This window comes from Xenorhabdus santafensis (assembly GCF_033949405.1).
GTDB classification, from domain to species: Bacteria; Pseudomonadota; Gammaproteobacteria; order Enterobacterales; family Enterobacteriaceae; genus Xenorhabdus; species Xenorhabdus santafensis.
Window position 1 is genome coordinate 12,950 of sequence record NZ_VCDN01000058.1, and the last position, 18,475, is coordinate 31,424.

Genomic DNA, 18,475 nt, shown 5'->3' on the forward strand with positions numbered 1-18,475 from the left:
TATCAAAAGATAATAAAAAATGGATAAATTTACTCAATACACATGCAATAAAGACGCAACGCCCAATAATAAATATAACATCATGCTTTAATGAAAAAATGATACTAATAAATTAAGCGTTAATAGAGATTAAGCAAATCAAACCATGCCAGCACATAAAATAACCAACCAAACATATTGTTAAATAAGCAGTTAAAGCTGGCGATAAAAATTAACTTATATTTTACATCAACAAATCTCATCCATTTATTGCAAAAAATGAACTTTATGCTTAAAACTCATACTACAAAATTTATTACTCCCATTACTCCAGTTTCCATATATTCCTTGGTTTCCAAGGGGTATGCGGTAGCTTTAAATAAGAGCAAGGAAATATTATGGAGAAGAGATTTATTGCACACACCTCCCTGTCAGGAAAATCTTTATTTTTCAAATCCCTTAATGGGATAGAAAGATTATCAGAAGCCTACGAATTTGAGGTTCAATTATTAAGTGAAAAAAGATTGTCCGACCCGATAGCCCTGCATAAAACGACACTTACCATTGAAATAAGAGACGGCGCCAAAGCAGCAAGATTTCTAAGTGGTTATATAGACAAGATATCCTATTCTCCATTCTATAAATATGATGACAGGCTTTATTTATATACCGCTATAGTCAGACCTAACTTATGGAAATTAAAACAAACCTTGGGTTATGGCATTTGGCAAGATAAAACTGCTCCGGATATTATTACTGAAATATTGAATAAAGCCGGTATTGATTTTAAAAAACAATTGATAGAAAAATACCGCACATGGGAATATTGCGTTAAACATAATGAATCTGACTTCGATTTCATCCATCGTTTAATGGAACATGAAGGCATTTATTATTACTTCAAGCACGATATGGGCAGCCATACCATGATTTTGGTTGATTCTCCCCAATCACTTGGCCCCATGCCCGACTATGAAAACATTAAATATTTCAGTACCAATAGCTCAGCGAGAAAACGGCCGACGGAATATATTTATAACTGGAATATTTCCAGCGTTACCATCCCGCACAAATATAGCCTTGATGATTACGATTTCCGCAAACCACGCGCTAAATTATTTACAACAACCCAAACACCCAACAGCGCCATTGATAATGCAAATATTTTCATTTGGCCCGGACACTATACAAAAAGCGAACAAGGGCAGTTTTATTCTCGAGTACGCCAGCAGGCGTCCGAAGCACAAAGTGAATTAATTGATGGAAAAGGCAATGTCTTGGGCATGGCACCGGGGCATACTTTCACCCTAGTGTTACCCAACGGCATTAAAGGTGATGAGCATAACGATTATTTAATCACCGGGGCACATTATTATTTCTATGACACAATTCGCCCGGCTAACTTGATAGAAGAAATAGGCGAGCTGATTGATGAAGTGTTGGATGAAAAACAAAACAAAAATGTCGTTCAGTTTGACGTCATTCCGGCCAATACCCCTTGGAAACCTGTGGCAGTCACTCCCTGGCCCAAAGTTATGGGTCTGGAAACCGCGATAGTGACCGGTCCCAAAGATAAAAAAATATGGACTGACAAATACGGCCGGATAAAGGTGAAATTCCGTTGGGACAGAGACGACAAACAGGATGATACCCGCTCTTGCTGGATACGTGTTGCCACACGCTGGGCTGGATGGCGTTACGGCAGTGTATGCATCCCCCGTGTGGGTGAAGAAGTCATTGTCAGTTTCGTCAATGGTGATCCTGACAAGCCTTTGGTTATCGGCAGCACTTACAACGATGAAAATATGCCACCGTGGGAACTGCCTAAACATGAAACACGTATCGGCATTATGTCGAACACAAAAGGCGGTAAACACGAGCAGGCGAACTATCTCTTTCTAGATGATGAGCCTGATAAAGAATCATTTGATTTGCATGCAGAACGCGATATGAACATCTCGGTGGAAGAAAATAAAAAAGTGACGATCGACGGTGACCGCACCACAGAGATTAAAAAAGAGCAAAAAGATACGGTAACAGGCAAAGCCACCTTTGCCTACAAAGCCGACCATGAAAAAACCATCGATGGCAAGAACACATTAACAGTCAAAAAAGGTCAACAAGAAACCATCAGTGATGGATTAAAAACAGATATCAAAGGCGGAAGAAAGACGACTATCGATGGTGGAGACACTTACACCCTCAAAGGCAATTTAAATGCCACAATCAACGGGAACTGGGTGCAATCCATTACAGGAACAACAACCATCACCAGCCCCAATATCATTACAATACATAGCGATAACAATGTTGTCATAGATTGCCCGCAACATATATTTTCAGCCAAAATTATGTCTATCTCATTTGTCGCATCCAGTGTCAACGTAACCGGAAAATCGACTTCAACCACAACAATGAGTACCAGTGTGACGGGAACAAGTATCTCCTCGACTACATTTGATATCAGCGACTCAGGGCTGTCGAAGAGTCAGGTAGGCACGAAAATCGATAAAGCAACAATGGCGTTGGATGAATCAGATGTTGCAATAGGAAAATCGAAAACCAACATATCAAACAGCAGCTTACACATCATTAGCTAATCAACTTCTTTGGCAGGATCCTAATGAAAATCATTAAGCCACTGCGTCTAAGCATACTTTACCGGCCTTATCGCTGGTTGCAAAAAAATCATCTTGGGATCTCTGCCATGGCACTGGTCGATATGGGGTCATCTCCACGCCTGCGCCCGGAAGCAGAACTTTGGCAATTGGCAGAAAGTGAGTTGAAAACCTGTAACGGCATTATCGATTTAGCCATACCTAAACCTTGCGCTGAATTTTTAGCGACGGGATACGCTTACAATCATCATCAAGATAATAAGAGCGCGTGTACAGCACGTATTCAGATCGAGCGATTGGATAAATCATTGGCCATTTTCGGCAATCGCTATTGGATAGATGGTAAACCGTCTAAACCCCAGCCTTTTGAACAAATGCGGTTGGACTGGAGTCAGGCATTCGGTGGTGAAGGCTATGAAAACAATCCGCACGGTATCGGTTTCAGTCCAGAAGAGCTGGCGGAAGGGATAAAAGCACATCGCTTGCCCAATATTGAAATGCTGCACAATCGCTTAATATCTCAACGTCAATTGGCATCACCGCAAGAAATCCCCGCACCGGCGAGCTTTTGCCCTCTGGATATTGCGTGGCCGAGTCGTTTTAGCCTGATCGGAAAAAAATACAGTAAAGAGTGGCTGGAAAATGAATTTCCGGGGTTTTCCCATGATATCGATTGGCACTTGTTCAATGCGGCTCCCAAAGATCAATGGTGGGAAGAAAGCACCGCCCTGCCAGAACAAGCCAAATGGCGCATTTGGAATATGCACCCGGAGAAACCCATGCAAGAAGGCGTTTTGCCCTCATGGAATGCCCGTTGTTTTATTAAAAGGCTGCGTCTTGATGAAGAGATTTTTGAAGAAGTCGTCATGCGCAACACAACGGTATGGTTCTTTCCCCATTTAGAACAAATGATCCTGATTTGGCAAGGCAGCGCACAAATTAATGAAGATGACGCCAAGGATGTCCTGCAAATGGTATCCGCGCTGGAATTGCATGACAGCCCCCGCCCACAAAGCCATTATCTACAGGTTCTTAAACAGCGCATGGATAAAGAGACAGGTGCTTTATACACTTTTCGGGAAAAAGACCTTATCCCCGAAGAAATTATTGGCGCATGGCTGGATACGGAACTCACAGAGGATGATTCACCATTGCAAAAAAACTTGCAGGTTCGTGAAAAACGCATGCGTGAACAGCAGAAAGAACGGTTGGCAGAATATGGGCAGGATGACAATGCATTTATCCAACCTGAGAATGAACAAATTACCAATTCCAAACCACCCAAATTGGATGAATTGCCGGAATTTGTGGCAAAAGTAGAACAAGATCTCAACCAAAAGCGGGCAGAAGCTGAGTTGAAACGGGCAGAGATAATTGCCAAAGCCAAAGGACAAGGCATTAATGTTGAAAAATCAGCTGCCAAGCCTCAAACCCGGGGGCCGGAAAGCCTGCAAAAAATGCGGGATATATTGCACCAGCAACGCCAGAAAGAAGAGATAGACGATAAAACGCTTGCTCAAACTGAACAATCAATACATTCAATGTACCTCTCTTCAGTGCAGTCACAACCTCCTGCCCCGCGTCTGGCCAGCAATGTATCACAGATCATTCGGAAACGGGCCGAAGCAATCATGCTGCAAGGAGGAGATTTCAGCGAAATGGATTTTACCGGTGTTGATTTGTCTGGCATGGATCTGCGGGGAGCCAATTTCACCCGAACCCTGCTGGAAAGTGCCTGTTTGAATAACTGTCAATTGGATGGTGCCAACTTCACCGAAGCCATGCTAGCCAGAACAGAAATCTGTCACTCATCATTACGTGGCGCCAAATTGGATAACGCCAGTCTGACACTGGCTAAATGTGAGCAGAGCGATTTCTCTGCCGCAAGTTTCGAGCAAACCCAACTACAAGAAACGCGATTGGCTCATTGCCGCTTTGAGCACGCCATTTTCTCAGGCCTGCTCCTGCAAAAAATTTTTATTACGCAGTGCGATTTCGCCCATTCCCAATGGAAAGATTCCAACTTTATGGAACTTGAACTCCCTGCGCTCAAATTTCACTATGCGAATTTAAATAAAGTCTCATTCATCAAATGCAAACTGAAACAAGCGGTTTTTGATAATGCAGAGTTGGAAAGCTGCTCTTGGGTAGAAACACAGGTAAACGGCAGCCGGTTTCATTCAACCAAGCTATTGACCTGTGCATTCGCCATGAACAGTGAACTTAATCAGGCGGATTTCAGCCATGCTACCTTGACGGAATGCAATTTGCGCCAAATGCCGCTGGTTAAGGCTAAATTCTATGCCGCCACGTTGAACAACAGCGATCTCAGTGAGGCTGACTGCCAATCAGCCGATATGCGCTATCTGAATGCACCAAAGAGCATGTTTATCAGGGCTGATTTCCGTAACGCCTTGCTCAGTAATGCCAATTTGATGGGAGCCATTATGCAAAAATGCAACTTCATCGGCACTGATTTATGTGAAACCAATTTATTTCGAACCGATCTGGCTCAATCCGCTATCGATAAAACAACTTTAATTACCCAAGCTTACGTCAATCGAACCAAAACCTTACCAAAACGAGATAAGGAAGTGATATGAGTTCACTCACAGCAGATGAGTTAGTGGATAAAATCAAACAAGGTGAGATTATTGAAAAAATGAATTTGCAGAATCTATCACTAACCGGATGTGACCTATCTGGAGGGGTTTTTAGAGATGTCGATTTTTCGGGTACTGATTTTTCTTATGCTCAATTTAAAGAGTCCGTTTTTACCGAGTGCCAAATAGAAGAAGGCATTTTCCATTCCGCCACATTTGAACAAAATATTTTTGAAAAATGTAACTTAATCCGTTCGACTTTCAATGAAAGTACATTGGCAGACAGCGTCTTTAATCAATCCGTTTTAAAAAAAACACAATTTACCGAGACCAAACAAAATAATACTCAGTATGTGTCCTGCCCGCTGCAATATGCTGTTTTCAACCACAGCCAACTTGACCGAGTTTTATTTTCTGATTCAGGCTTGGATCAGATGACAATGAATAACAGTTATTTCTCTCTGGTGACTTTTTTTCGCCAAGACCTGCGCAAAACCAGTTTTTATACCAGTGAATTCAATAAAACAGTTTTTTTTGAGTGCGATTTGCGCGGTCAGGATTACAACAAACAGCAATTTAAAATGTGCCAATTTACGGGCAGTAAACTTGATAAAGTCAATTTCAGTCACGCAATGTTGACGAATTGCAATTTCAAGGGCGCGGTTTTGCAAGACGCCATATTATCAAATGTCAATGCCACCCAAGCGTTATTTACCGACGCTGATTTAACCCGGGCTTGTTGTAAAAACAGCATATTTGAACAGGCGATTTTTATTGACGCATGCCTTGGAGCCGCTGATTTTCGTTACAGCAAACTGCCAATGGCAATAATGCATAACGTCAGTGCCGAGAACGCGCAATTCACGGGCTGTGATATGCCTTATACAGACTTTTCTTATGCAAATCTCAACAATTGTGATTTCCGGGCAGCCCGTTTCATGAGAACACAGTTTCATCGGGCTCAACAAGTTGGCACCCTGTTCACTGACCGAGAAGGCATTCTGGAAAATGATCCTGAATTATTCGCGGCTGAAGAGTGGAGCATGCAACATAATAAGATTTACTCGGGAGAATCAAAATGACGAAACCTTCTTTTGCGCTTTCTCAATATCCCTTTACAACCTCCCTGACTACCGAACCGTTACAGCAGATGACCGGACAAATCATCAGCACTCATCCGGATGGCAGTTTCATGGCGAAGAGCAAAAACAATCGTGGCTGGCATTGTCGCCGGGCCGCAAGCTGCCTCTTGACGCCAGAGATGGGAGATACTGTGCTGATTACAAAAATTGAAGGCAATCTTTGGATTTTAGCCATATTAGAGCGAACCACCCAACAAGGTGTGGCCGAAATCAGCGTTCCCGGCGATTTAACCATTACATCCCCCGGAAATCTGAGCATGAACAGCAACGGGCTGAATATTACGGCAGACAACGGCAACTGCCATATCAATGAAATGCAATACAGCGGAGAATCTCTGTCTGCCTGGGTATCTGTTGCACGTCTGGTTGGCAATCAATTTGAATCCCTCTGGCAAACCGTAACCCAACTGAGTAACCGGTTATTTCGCCATACAACACAAACAGAAAAGGTGCATGCAGGCCAACTGGATATGCAAGCAGAAAACTATGCCCGATTGCATGCCCAACAAACTATTGTGACTGCAAAAGCCATGACCAAAATAGACGCTGAACAGATTCATATCGGCTAAGGAGAAAATCATGTATGCCAATACGCAAGGTGGTGGAAAAGATTTTGCAACTCCCGATGTTTGCCTGACCCCCTCCGGGCTCTCACCAGTACCCATGACTTATCCCAATACAGCAGAAGGCCCAATGGGAGCTCCCGGAGCATCAAATATCCTGTTTGCGGGTTGTCCGGTACATAATATAACCACCAACATTACCTTAACAATGGGAGATAATGCAGGCGTTAATTTTGGCGTGGCTTCCGGCACAGTAATGGGGCCATCGCGCCATACCGCGGGGGCAAATACCGTTTTAGTCAAAGGCTCCCCCGTTACGCGCCTGTCGAGCCCAACCATGCAAAATTCAACTAACGTGCCGGGTTCACGCATTGCACCCAGTCAAACCAAAGTCATGATCCAAGCCTCCTGATATTGGATATCTGACAGATAACAATTTTGCCGCACTCGCTTTGCCATCTTTGCTACATAGAAAGCCTTCTACATAAACCATTTGTTACATAAACAATAAGTCAGACCTTAACTAATCTGGCGGGCATGATGACATTTCATTTTCTCCGGAGAAATAACATTACAACAAACAGGTTAAAAACGATCACATGGTCGAGCAAGAGGCTAACCCCAGCCATGTCTCTGGTAGTTATTTCTCTGATAATAATATCTCTGACCATCATCACGGGTTGTTCATCTTCATCGTCACAACCTAAGTTGCCACCTTATAAAATCATCTTCGACACGACTTCAGACATGAATAATTTCGCCCCATTGAAAATGCATGTTCTTTTGTTGAAATCACGTGAGGAATTTATGTCTGCTGAGTTCTTTTCTTTACAAAGAAAGGATAAGGCTGCTTTAGGCGACAAATTGGTCAATGAAAACCAGTTTTTTCTCCGGCCTTCTCGGTCGACCTATTGTGTAATAGAAAAAAATCAGTCAGAAGCCAACTACATAGGAGTTATTGCCGAATATAGCCAATTGAGCGGTAAAAAATGGCGCATTGCCTTTCCCGTTCCCTTACCTCCTGAAAAGCCCTCTTTTTATGAGTTCTGGCGTTCTTCTCCTGACGAATTAAATGTATGCGTTAAAGTCACCCACAACGGCTTAAGTTCCATTCAAAAATGTAACTTGAGTTGTACAGCCGAGACTGAAGAGAACAATGAATAAATCAGAAAAAGTTATCTGGACAGAAGGTATGTTTTTGCGTCCCCATCATTTCCAGCAGTCTGAAAGCTATCTGGAAGCCTATATCCGCGATTGGGGCCAGGCACAAATTTCTTACTATTGGGGATTTTTGACCCTTGAAATAGATCAAAAATCACTTAACCAAAGTAAAGTAAAACTTTCCTCAGCCAGCGGAATTTTTCCAGACGGGACTCCGTTTAGTTTTGATGCTGCCAATGCCCCATCGCCTTTGCAGCTCAATGAAAATCAGACAAATGTTGATGTAGTACTCGCTCTGCCGACATTCCGGCAGGGAAAAGAAGATGTCATTTTCAGTGAAAGAAATGATTCGTTGGCGCGTTATGTCAGCTTCGAAGTTGAAGTGAATGATTTCAATGCCATGTCAGTCGGCAATGCAGCCATACAATTTGGTAAAATGCGTTTGCGCCTGATGCTGAAATCCGATTTAACACCAGAATGGACAGCGCTCAGCATCCTGCACGTTGTTAACAAAACAAGTGACAAGAAACTTCATATCGAACCGCTGTTTATTCCCCCCCTGCTCAATTGCCGTGCCAGCCCACAAGTTGTCGGTTTTATCAATGATATACAAGGCTTGCTGGAGCAGCGTCGCCAGCAAATCAGCCAACGTTTATTGCAGCTGGGAAGCCGCAACGACTCTGAAATCATGGATTTCCTCCTGTTGTCACTGCTAAACCGTTATAGCGGTCAGGTAAGCCATGCCCAGAATTTATCCTTGCTGCATCCTGAGCGCTTATTCAGCGATTGGCTGCAATTTGCCACCGAACTGGCGACATTTTCCCAAAATCGGGTTCCTGAAGATAATTTGCCTATTTACGATCATGACAACCTGATGCAATGCTTTAATCAGCTCATGTTCCAGTTGCGTCAAGGGTTGTCAATCATTCTGGAAGAACAGGCTATCCAACTGCCATTGACGGAATATTCTCATGGCTTGAATGTCGCGACATTGCCTGATGCCAACATGATCCACACCTTCAGCTTCATTCTGGCTGTTCACGCTGACATCGCCAACGACGTATTGATGGGCAGCTTCCCCGCTCAAATGAAAATATCGCCCGTTGACCGCATACGTGAATTAGTGCAATTGCAATTACCCGGTATTCCGCTGCGGGCAATGCCGTCAGTTCCCAGACAAATTCCCTGGCATTCTGGTTATGTCTATTTTGAATTGGAAAAAGAGGGCGAACTGTGGAAACAAATGGAGAAATCCGGAGGCTTTGCGTTACATCTGGCAGGTGAATTCCCAGGCCTGAGCATAGAGTTCTGGGCTGTCCGCAATCAGGAAAAATCAAGGTAAGCGAAGCCTATGATGCAGGAAAAATTAAAGACCGAACAAAAAATACAGGTTGACGATGCCAACCGCAATCCCTTGGTTTCTGCCGCAAATCCATTGCTAAATAGCATTCCCCAGATCCGGCATTCTGTTGTGCATCCCGACCCGGCCCATTTAAGGCAGCAATTAATCAACGAAATCCGGAATTTTGAAGTCATCTGCCAACAAGCCAAGTTGCCTTATGAAATGATCATTGGCGCCCGCTATTGTCTGTGTACCGCATTGGACGAAGCGGCGGCACTGACACCATGGGGACTGCGCAGTGTTTGGTCTGGCAATGGATTATTGGTCACTTTCCATAATGAAACATGGGGGGGAGAAAAATTCTTTCAGCTACTGGCTAAGCTATCACAAAATCCCAAAGAGCATCTCTTTCTGCTGGAACTGATTAACTTTTGCCTGCAACTGGGTTTCGAAGGACGCTATCGAGTCATTGATAACGGTCGCACTCAATTAGAAACGGTAAAGCAACGCCTGTTTCAATTGATACGTTCTATCCGGGGCAATTACTCAACGGTGTTATCCCCCAAGGTACACACTGCCACTGTACCGAACAAGTCCTGGCAATTTTCCTTACCTCTTTGGGTCATTGCAGCAATCTTAGGTTTTTTGCTGTGTCTTTTGTATATCGGTTTGAACTGGCAGCTGAGTAAAATACTCAACCCTGTTATGGATAAAATCTATCAGATCAATCTCCCCAACATAGAAGAAAACAATCAGGCATTTCGCCCCATGTCTAAGTCAACGCCACTAAAGCTGAAAACTATATTGAAGGAAGAGATAGATGACGGTTTCTTGGATGTAACCGATTTACCAGACAGAAGCATAGTGACATTGAAGGGCGACGGCTTATTCAGCAGTAGCTCTACCCAAATCAAAAACCAATATTTAATGATCATCAGGCAGATAGCTGAAGCAATGAATAATATTCAAGGTAAAATTTTAGTTGTCGGGTACACCGATAACATACCGGTTCACCGCAACAACTTTCGGTATTCATCCAACAAGGCCTTATCACTGGCCAGAGCCAGATCTGTGCAAAAAGAGCTTCAACGTTATCTGAATCAACCAGAAAGAGTCCATGCACAAGGAAAAGGAGCCGAAAACCCTATAGTTCCCAATGATACTCCCAGTAACCGAGCCAAAAACAGACGAGTCGAAATTACATTATTCACTTCTCCTGTAAATCAAACGATGTAAGGAAACGAATACATGCTGAATGCCCTCCTTGCTATCATCACCAGCAGATTGATGTGGAGCTTCCTCAATATAACGGCTATCTCTTCTATTGTCTGGTTTCTGGGCCCTCTTATTTCCATCGACAATAGAGTTCCGCTTAAATCAGATTCAACACGAGTCATTGTTATTGCTTGTATTAGCCTGCTGTGGCTAATAATCAAATTGGTTCCCCGTCTTTATCGGTTATGGTTCAATAAAAAAGTAGAGAAACAACTCACTATTAATCAGGATAAAAAAGAAGAAATAAAACAAGATGAGCCGGTCTTCACATTAGCGGAACGTTTTGTCAATGCGATAAAATTATTGAAAAAAGCGTACTTTTCTGGTTTGTACAATAAAAACAAGCCACATTGGATAAACGTTTTCAAACGCCAATATATATATCAAATACCTTGGTATCTGGTTATTGGCGAAAAAAACTCGGGTAAAACAACCGCGCTGGCAAATTCAGGCTTACACTTTTCATTGACAGACTATCTTGGTAAATCCGCGCTGTACAATAAGTACAGCAAACAGGCTACGGATGATTTTAACTGGTGGTTTACCAATAAAGCGGTTCTGCTTGATACCGCCGGTCGCTACACCACACAGGATAGTTCGCCTAATCAGGATGCCAGTGAATGGAAAAAACTCATCCGATTATTGAAAAAGTACCGTGCCCGCCAACCCATCAATGGAATTATCATCACTATCAGTGTTGAGGACTTACTGGAGCCATCAAGTAATGTCCGGGATAAAAAGGCTTATATATTGAGCAAACGCTTATCTGAATTACATGAGCAATTTAAAATACAACTGCCTATTTATATTTTCATAACAAAAACAGATTTACTGAAAGGATTTACGGCTTATTTCACCCATTTTGACAAAGCATCACGCGAACAAATTTGGGGTTTTAATTTCCCTTGGGGAAATAAAACCAACTGCAATTTGCATGAAATCTTTGAGAAAAAATACAATGAATTGCAATTGAGACTGGAAGCTGAATTACCCTATATTCTCTTGAATGGGCGCAATTCGCGGCAATGTGCAGAAAGCTATCTTTTCCCACAAGAAATTGCATCTTTGCGCCCGCACCTTGCGCAATATCTTGAAATTGTCTTTGCCAAATCAGGATTTGAAATACCTTGCTATCCACGGGGATTGTATTTTACCAGTGGAATCCAAGAAGGGATTGCGGTCGACAATGTCATGGCAGATTTGAACCAAAAATTCCAACTGCCGGTAGATAATGACAGTAATGCCATGTCATGGGGAGATGAAAAAGGCATTATCCCTCCTCCTCCAGCCGGTCAATCTTATTTCCTGAAAAATGTGCTGGAGAATATTTTTCAGGAAGCAGGAATAGCCGGTTACAACCGTTGGTGGGTATATCGCAAGCGCCTGTTGGATTTATTGGGATACATTATCCTGTTTGCAATCGCCGCCTTTATAAGCCAGCTATTTTTGATCAGTTATAACAATAATCTCGATTACTTGGCAGAAATACAACACAAGATCCCGACTGTTGTTCGTCAGGGAAATGAATTAAAAGGAAATGATGACAATATTTATGCCCTGCTTCCGATTTTAAATACACTGGCCAAATTAGATAAAAGCACGGACTTTTCTTTAAATGATCCTCCACTGTCCTACCGCATGGGGTTATACACAGGAGTAGAAATCAGTAATGCAAGCCACACCTTATATTCCAAAGCACTAAAAAATTTGCTGCTGCCAAAAATAGCAAAGTTAATTACGAATCAAATGAACACTGAGAACGGTGGAGATATAGAGAACACCTACAATACGCTGAAAGCCTATCAGATGTTATATCAACCTAAACATTATGATGGAAAATTCCTGCGCATGTGGGTCATGCAATATCTGACGAATCAGCAGGATGCAGATCTGGATGTAGATACAACACAAGCACAATTGCAACAAATGAATCAGCACCTGAGCCGATTACTGGATAACCAAGTTGTCAGTTCACCCTTTCTTCGTGACGACAAACTTATTAAAAAAAAACAGATAGCCATCAGTCAAATACCACCAGCCCAACGCGCCTATAACTACCTGAAAAACAAATTGCTGAATGACCCGAATTTACCCTCGGTGAATCTGGTTACACTGGCCGGCCCCCAAGCTGAATTGGCTTTTTTAAGCCTCGATGACGTACCGGGAATGTTTACGCCAACGGGTTATAAAAAAGGAATGAATCAAGATCTTAATACTTATCTTACGACCTGGCATTCACAGGATAATTGGGTACTTGGCAGCTATGCGAAAATCTTGACCGCAAATGAAATCAAATCCTTTGTTAATCGGCTTTATATCAATGATTACATCAATTACTGGGATAAATTTTTGGCTAATATTCAGTTGAAAAATGTTGATAATCTGGAGCAAAGAATCAGTACGGCTCGCCTGCTTTCTGACGATGATTCACCGCTGCGCAGTCTTGTTATTAACATCAGTAAAAATGTGACATTGACTAAATCCATGCTGGATAGAAATACCCCTGCGGCTAAGAAACTCGATAACGTCGTAAAAAGCAAAACAGGTAAAATCTCACAATTTGTTCCCACAAAAACCATTTCTAAACGAATACTGCCGGACAACCAGCAAGATACCGCAGGAAAAATACTGGAAGAACATTTTGCACAACTGACTGCATTGGCGAAAAGCCCGGACGGAAAAAATAAAGCGATCCCTTTTGATAACACATTGAAACAAATCAAAGAGTTGTATCAATATCTCAACGCCGTACAAAGTGCCATCAAAATGAACATGCCTTTTCCAGCAAATAATACTATTACCCAACTGCAAGCCTCGTCCGAACGCCTGCCAGTGCCGTTCAAGAGCATGATTTCCTCACTGGCTGTCGGAGCCAGTAGCGATACCCAGCTTACTGACATGAAGAATGTAGCCAAAAATCTCGGTGCAGAAGTCAGCGTTTTTTGTCGTCAGGCAATTGCCCATCGTTATCCGCTGGTATCTGGAGCCAAACTTGATATCAAGCCTGATGACATGGCCCGGATGTTCGCACCAACAACGGGGTTAATGGACAGCTTTTTCCAGAAAAATTTGATGGGAAAAATCGACATGACTGAATCAACATGGCAGTTTATGCCGGGAATTGACGGCAAGCCCCTGCAGGGAGGGGAAACATTGCTCAAGCCCTTCCAGCAGGCTCAGATTATCCGCAATACCTTGTTTGCCAATGGCGCCCCCACTCCGTCATTCCATGTTATGACAGGTTCAGTCAGCATGGATAACAATATATTGAGCATGACACTCGATGTGGACGGGCAAAAATTACAATATAGCCACGGCCCGCAAGTCTCACAGCTCATTAGCTGGCCCGGCCCGAATAAAACCAATCAAGTTCTCATTCAACTGAATTTAAGCGATGGTACCACCGCCAATTTATCCACATCCGGTTTTTGGGCACTGAACCGGCTATTGAATCGCGCTACACAAATTCAACACAGTAAAACCAATGGTGACAACTCCGCCATACGGGCAACATTCAACATCAGCGGTCATCGTATTTCGCTGGAATTTACACCAACCAGTGTTTTCAACCCGTTCCAGCTCCCTATGTTCTCTTGTCCGAATGACTCTGCTTTTAAAACCGCCTAATTAACCATCTTAAAGTGAACTGAAAATATCATGAATATTGATGAGTTACTTACCCCGATTAGCCCGGAATCTCCTTGTGGAGATGATCTGGAATACGATGATGAATTCTTGGCGATAGAGCGATTATTAGTCGAAAAACCAGAGCAACAATTTGGCGATGTCATCATCCCGTCTGAACCGCCCAATTGGGGGGAAATTGAGAAAAAAGCCATTAAACTGCTCACCCGGACTAAAGATCTCCGTATCATTATCGCCCTAATGCGGTCATGGCTGAATCAGCGTGGTTTATGTGGTTATGCTGATGGATTGAATCTACTTCGCCAAACTCTGGCAATGTATTGGGTAGATGTGTGGCCAAAATTGGAATTTGATGGTGAATACGACCCCTTACTGCGCCTGAACGCACTGGCAGCCATCGAAGATGGTTCGCCCAGCACAATAACCGCCCAATACTCTATTTTACTGAAAGATGTTTCGAGCGAACTGACATTTCAGGAAGCCTTTTCACTCCTTAGTGGCACAGTGACGGAAGTCAGCAATTATTCTGGCGGGCGCAGCAGGCTGGTCGAAGAGCTGAAACAAAAATACGACACCCCTGAAATTCAGGCAATCAAAGCGATCCATGAGCACCTGACCGCCCTGCTCGAAACCATTCGCGATAATTTATCTGCCGGCCATATGCCCGTACTGCCACAATTCCTGAAACAGTTGGAGACCATCATTGAATACTGTTTGCCACCTGAGGAAGTCGATATTGCAGACAATACTGACGAATTGGGCATGGCGGAACTCCAATCGCTCATGCAACCCGGCACAGATTTGGAACAAGCCGCCTCTTCAATAATGTCAGGCGGTATACCACTGTCCCTGTGGAAAGCCCTTGAAATCAGCAACCGCGATGAAGCTCATATGTTATTGGAAAAGGTTAAAAATTATTTTCTCCAAAATGAGCCAAGCCACCCCGCACCAATGATGATTCAGCGTATTCAGAGGCTGATTCACAGTGATTTCATGGACATCATTCATGATCTTGCCCCCAGTGGGCTGGATCAACTGGAAGTCATTTTTGGTCACTCAGACCATTCCGATACAGATATGGATTAGTTATTTATTGTTTAAATTGAAACTGTTATCCCCGCACATTGCATTTATCCAACGGCACCATTCTCAATACCTTTCACATGATGGGCATGCAATAAAACCCTGATGCGAAAGGTAGTGGGACATATAACTTGAGAGTTAAAAGCAGTATTAACTTACCTACATATACCCAATTGGATTTTAAGTTTTGTGACTTAAAAATCGGGTATAGCCAATAACGGAGAACTTGTCATGAAATCCAGCGGACAGAAGTTTATAGCCCGAAACCGCGCTCCACGCGTACAGATTGAATACGATGTTGAACTTTACGGTTCAGAAAAAACGGTTCAATTGCCCTTCGTCATGGGTGTTGTCGCTGATTTGGCTGGGAAACCTGTAGAGGCCTTGCCCGATGTCAGTGATCGCAAATTTATGGAAATTGACGTTGATAACTTTGATGAACGCATGAGTTCAATCAGCCCCCGTGCTGCCTTTCAGGTTGATAACACATTAACAGGGGAAGGAAAGCTGAACGTCGATTTAACGTTCAAAACGATGGAGGATTTTCAACCCGATGCCATAGCCAAAAATGTAGAGCCCCTGGCCAAGTTACTGGAAGCACGCGTCCAGTTGGCAAACCTGCTGTCTTATATGGACGGCAAAAGCGGAGCAGAGCAACTGATTTCCGAAATATTGCAAAACCCGGCCCTCTTGCAATCCTTGGCGGAAGCCCCTAATCCTGAAAACAGTGCTTCAGAAGAAAATGAAACTTCAGACGACAGCACAAACGATAAGGAATAATTCATGAGTACAACTGAACAAGATACTTTGCCTCAACAAGAACAGGTATCTAAAGAGTATACCCCTGATGAGCTCAGCACTCTGCTGAACAAGGAATTCCGTCCGCAAAGTGACCAAACCCGTAATGCCGTTGAGTCCGCAGTAAAAACGCTGGCGCAACAGGCATTGGAAAATACCATCACCGTTTCTGGAGATACCTATCGAACCATCCAGTCACTCATTTCGGAAATTGATGCCAAGATATCCCAACAGATGAATCACATCCTGCACCATAAAGAGTTTCAAACGCTGGAAGGCGCATGGCGGGGATTGCATCATCTGGTCAACAATACTGAAACCGATGAAATGTTGAAAATCCGGGTCATGAGCCTGTCCAAAAAGGAATTGGGCAGCACCCTAAAACGTTTCAAGGGGATCAGCTGGGATCAAAGCCCAATATTCAAAAAAATCTACGAAGCCGAATATGGTCAATTTGGTGGTGAACCTTTCGGCTGCCTGGTGGGTGATTACCATTTCGATCATACCGCCCCCGATGTTGAACTTTTGCGCGAAATGGCACAAATCAGCGCGGCGGCACACTGCCCCTTTATTGCAGGTGCAGCTCCCAGTGTGATGCAAATGGAATCCTGGCAGGAATTGGCCAACCCACGCGACCTGACAAAAATCTTCCAAAATACGGAATATGCATCTTGGCGCAGTTTACGGGAATCCGAAGATTCGCGTTATATTGGGTTAACCCTCCCGCGTTTCCTTTCCCGTCTACCTTACGGTGCCCTGACCAATCCCGTAGACAGCTTCAATTTTGAGGAAGATACCGACGGCCCGAACCACGATAACTACACGTGGTCGAATTCTGCTTATGCGATGGCCGTCAATATTAACCGTTCATTTAAAATGTATGGCTGGACGACCTCCATCCGTGGCGTAGAATCCGGTGGGATTGTGGAAAACCTGCCTACCTACACTTTCCCCACCGATGATGGCGGCGTGGATATGAAGTGCCCAACTGAAATTGCCATCAGCGACCGCCGTGAGGCTGAGCTGGCAAAAAATGGCTTTATTCCATTATTGCACCGCAAAAACAGTGATATGGCGGCTTTCATCGGCGCCCAGTCGTTGCAAAAGCCTGCTGAATACTTCGATCCTGATGCGACTGCCAATGCGAACCTGGCTGCCCGCCTGCCTTATCTATTCGCCTGCTGTCGTTTCGCCCATTACCTGAAATGTATCGTGCGCGACAAAATCGGGTCTTTTCAGGAGCGTGAAGATATGGAGCGCTGGCTCAACAAATGGATCGTCAATTATGTTGATGGCGATCCGGTAAACTCATCACAAGGAACCAAAGCGAGAAAACCGCTGGCAGCCGCGGAAGTTAAGGTTGAAGAGATCGAAGGTAACCCCGGATACTACCATGCGAAGTTCTTCCTGCGCCCGCATTATCAACTGGAAGGTTTGACCGTTTCCCTGCGCTTGGTTTCAAAATTACCGTCACTGAAAAGCGCTTAAAAAACTTTTTGTCAGTCAATATTCTAATAAATGCCCCACCAATAATTTTAGCTGGACACGCTTATCTCTACCCTTATCTCTACAAGCAATATCAACATATCTTTATTTAATTTAATTAATTTAACTTAATTAATTCAACTCTATTAAGGTGAAAAACTATGTCTACAGGTACTGATTCATTTATCCAATTTTCAAATATCACAGGCGAAGCTGGAGATGAAAAACATAAAGGTTGGACCGCCGTCAGATCATTCTCACTTAATCTGTCGACTAGCGTTAATCGTGGCACTCAAACCGGCGGATTGGGAGCGGGTATTGTTGGCGTCAGTGATCTGGTTGTCGACGTCTATTTTGACAAAGCCGCTGTCAGCCTGCGCCAATATCTTGTAAAAGGAACGCACATTCAGGACACCAAACTGAATGTACGTCGTCAGGGCGGGGAACAAGGGGCTTGGTACCAATTAGAGCTGACAAACTCGCTGATCGCAGACTCCAGAGTTGTCTATGGTGACGGCTTCTTCCATTCTCAAATTGTTATTGCATTCCAAATATTCAAAGAAAGCTACTTTCCTCAAGATAGTAAAGGTGCTGCAGGTGCTGAGGTTCACTACAAGTGGGATACCTTCGCCAATAAACTTGAGTAATATCTGTAAAACTACATCAACTAGCCCCCTGTTCATGGGGGTTAGTTTCTCAATTATTACTATCAACACTTCTGTTTTTACCAACCACATTTTTATCAACAAACATTTCTATTAACAGACAATAGGTATCCATG

General features: G+C 43.5%; 13 protein-coding genes. All 13 read left to right on the forward strand.

The annotated features are described in order from the left end of the window. The first annotated feature begins 377 nt into the window (after positions 1–377). The gene (locus tag FE392_RS14355) at positions 378–2,579 is read left to right on the forward strand and encodes a type VI secretion system Vgr family protein (protein ID WP_319930904.1); all 2,202 of its coding nucleotides are present in this window, start codon (positions 378–380) and stop codon (positions 2,577–2,579) included. A 23-nt stretch (positions 2,580–2,602) separates the two neighbouring features. Then, a complete protein-coding gene (locus FE392_RS14360; protein ID WP_319930905.1) occupies positions 2,603–5,200 on the forward strand; it encodes a DUF2169 domain-containing protein in 2,598 nt (865 codons plus the stop codon). Continuing rightward, entirely contained in the window at positions 5,197–6,282 is a 1,086-nt protein-coding gene (locus tag FE392_RS14365) for a pentapeptide repeat-containing protein (protein ID WP_319930906.1), read from the forward strand. Before FE392_RS14360 ends, FE392_RS14365 begins: the two co-directional genes overlap by 4 nt. Beyond that, entirely contained in the window at positions 6,279–6,911 is a 633-nt protein-coding gene (locus FE392_RS14370) for a DUF3540 domain-containing protein (protein ID WP_319930907.1), read from the forward strand. Before FE392_RS14365 ends, FE392_RS14370 begins: the two co-directional genes overlap by 4 nt. 10 nt (positions 6,912–6,921) lie before the next feature. Next, positions 6,922–7,317 carry a DUF4150 domain-containing protein gene (locus FE392_RS14375; RefSeq protein ID WP_319930908.1) on the forward strand — a complete coding sequence of 132 codons (396 nt, stop codon included), beginning with the start codon at positions 6,922–6,924 and terminating at the stop codon, positions 7,315–7,317. A 215-nt stretch (positions 7,318–7,532) separates the two neighbouring features. Continuing rightward, a complete protein-coding gene (gene tssJ / locus FE392_RS14380; protein WP_319930909.1) occupies positions 7,533–8,069 on the forward strand; it encodes a type VI secretion system lipoprotein TssJ in 537 nt (178 codons plus the stop codon). Beyond that, positions 8,062–9,408 carry a type VI secretion system baseplate subunit TssK gene (gene tssK / locus FE392_RS14385; protein ID WP_319930910.1) on the forward strand — a complete coding sequence of 449 codons (1,347 nt, stop codon included), beginning with the start codon at positions 8,062–8,064 and terminating at the stop codon, positions 9,406–9,408. Before tssJ ends, tssK begins: the two co-directional genes overlap by 8 nt. Positions 9,409–9,417: 9 nt before the next feature. Then, on the forward strand, positions 9,418–10,644 hold the full coding sequence (locus FE392_RS14390; protein WP_319930911.1) for a DotU family type VI secretion system protein: 1,227 nt from the start codon (positions 9,418–9,420) through the stop codon (positions 10,642–10,644). Between the two features lie 12 nt (positions 10,645–10,656). Next, a complete protein-coding gene (gene tssM, locus FE392_RS14395) occupies positions 10,657–14,310 on the forward strand; it encodes a type VI secretion system membrane subunit TssM (RefSeq protein ID WP_319930912.1) in 3,654 nt (1,217 codons plus the stop codon). A gap of 30 nt (positions 14,311–14,340) precedes the next feature. Next, positions 14,341–15,414 carry a type VI secretion system protein TssA gene (gene tssA / locus FE392_RS14400; protein ID WP_319930913.1) on the forward strand — a complete coding sequence of 358 codons (1,074 nt, stop codon included), beginning with the start codon at positions 14,341–14,343 and terminating at the stop codon, positions 15,412–15,414. Positions 15,415–15,642: 228 nt separating this feature from the next. Beyond that, positions 15,643–16,191, forward strand: a complete 549-nt coding sequence (tssB, locus tag FE392_RS14405) for a type VI secretion system contractile sheath small subunit (protein ID WP_319930914.1) — start codon at positions 15,643–15,645, stop codon at positions 16,189–16,191. A 3-nt stretch (positions 16,192–16,194) separates the two neighbouring features. Further along, complete coding sequence (gene tssC, locus FE392_RS14410; RefSeq protein ID WP_319930915.1) at positions 16,195–17,697, forward strand: type VI secretion system contractile sheath large subunit; 1,503 nt, start codon at positions 16,195–16,197, stop codon at positions 17,695–17,697. 158 nt (positions 17,698–17,855) lie between these two features. Then, on the forward strand, positions 17,856–18,341 hold the full coding sequence (locus FE392_RS14415) for an Hcp family type VI secretion system effector (RefSeq protein WP_319930916.1): 486 nt from the start codon (positions 17,856–17,858) through the stop codon (positions 18,339–18,341). Positions 18,342–18,475: the final 134 nt, after the last annotated feature.

Excerpts from the sequence above, each read along its gene's own strand:
- tssK (WP_319930910.1), top strand. The coding sequence starts at position 8,062 with ATGAATAAATCAGAAAAAGTTATCTGGACAGAAGGTATGTTTTTGCGT.
- FE392_RS14360 (WP_319930905.1), top strand. The coding sequence starts at position 2,603 with ATGAAAATCATTAAGCCACTGCGTCTAAGCATACTTTACCGGCCTTAT.
- FE392_RS14390 (WP_319930911.1), top strand. The coding sequence starts at position 9,418 with ATGATGCAGGAAAAATTAAAGACCGAACAAAAAATACAGGTTGACGAT.
- FE392_RS14365 (WP_319930906.1), top strand. The coding sequence starts at position 5,197 with ATGAGTTCACTCACAGCAGATGAGTTAGTGGATAAAATCAAACAAGGT.
- FE392_RS14415 (WP_319930916.1), top strand. The coding sequence starts at position 17,856 with ATGTCTACAGGTACTGATTCATTTATCCAATTTTCAAATATCACAGGC.
- tssM (WP_319930912.1), top strand. The coding sequence starts at position 10,657 with ATGCTGAATGCCCTCCTTGCTATCATCACCAGCAGATTGATGTGGAGC.
- tssC (WP_319930915.1), top strand. The coding sequence starts at position 16,195 with ATGAGTACAACTGAACAAGATACTTTGCCTCAACAAGAACAGGTATCT.
- FE392_RS14355 (WP_319930904.1), top strand. The coding sequence starts at position 378 with ATGGAGAAGAGATTTATTGCACACACCTCCCTGTCAGGAAAATCTTTA.
- tssB (WP_319930914.1), top strand. The coding sequence starts at position 15,643 with ATGAAATCCAGCGGACAGAAGTTTATAGCCCGAAACCGCGCTCCACGC.
- FE392_RS14375 (WP_319930908.1), top strand. The coding sequence starts at position 6,922 with ATGTATGCCAATACGCAAGGTGGTGGAAAAGATTTTGCAACTCCCGAT.
- tssJ (WP_319930909.1), top strand. The coding sequence starts at position 7,533 with ATGTCTCTGGTAGTTATTTCTCTGATAATAATATCTCTGACCATCATC.
- tssA (WP_319930913.1), top strand. The coding sequence starts at position 14,341 with ATGAATATTGATGAGTTACTTACCCCGATTAGCCCGGAATCTCCTTGT.
- FE392_RS14370 (WP_319930907.1), top strand. The coding sequence starts at position 6,279 with ATGACGAAACCTTCTTTTGCGCTTTCTCAATATCCCTTTACAACCTCC.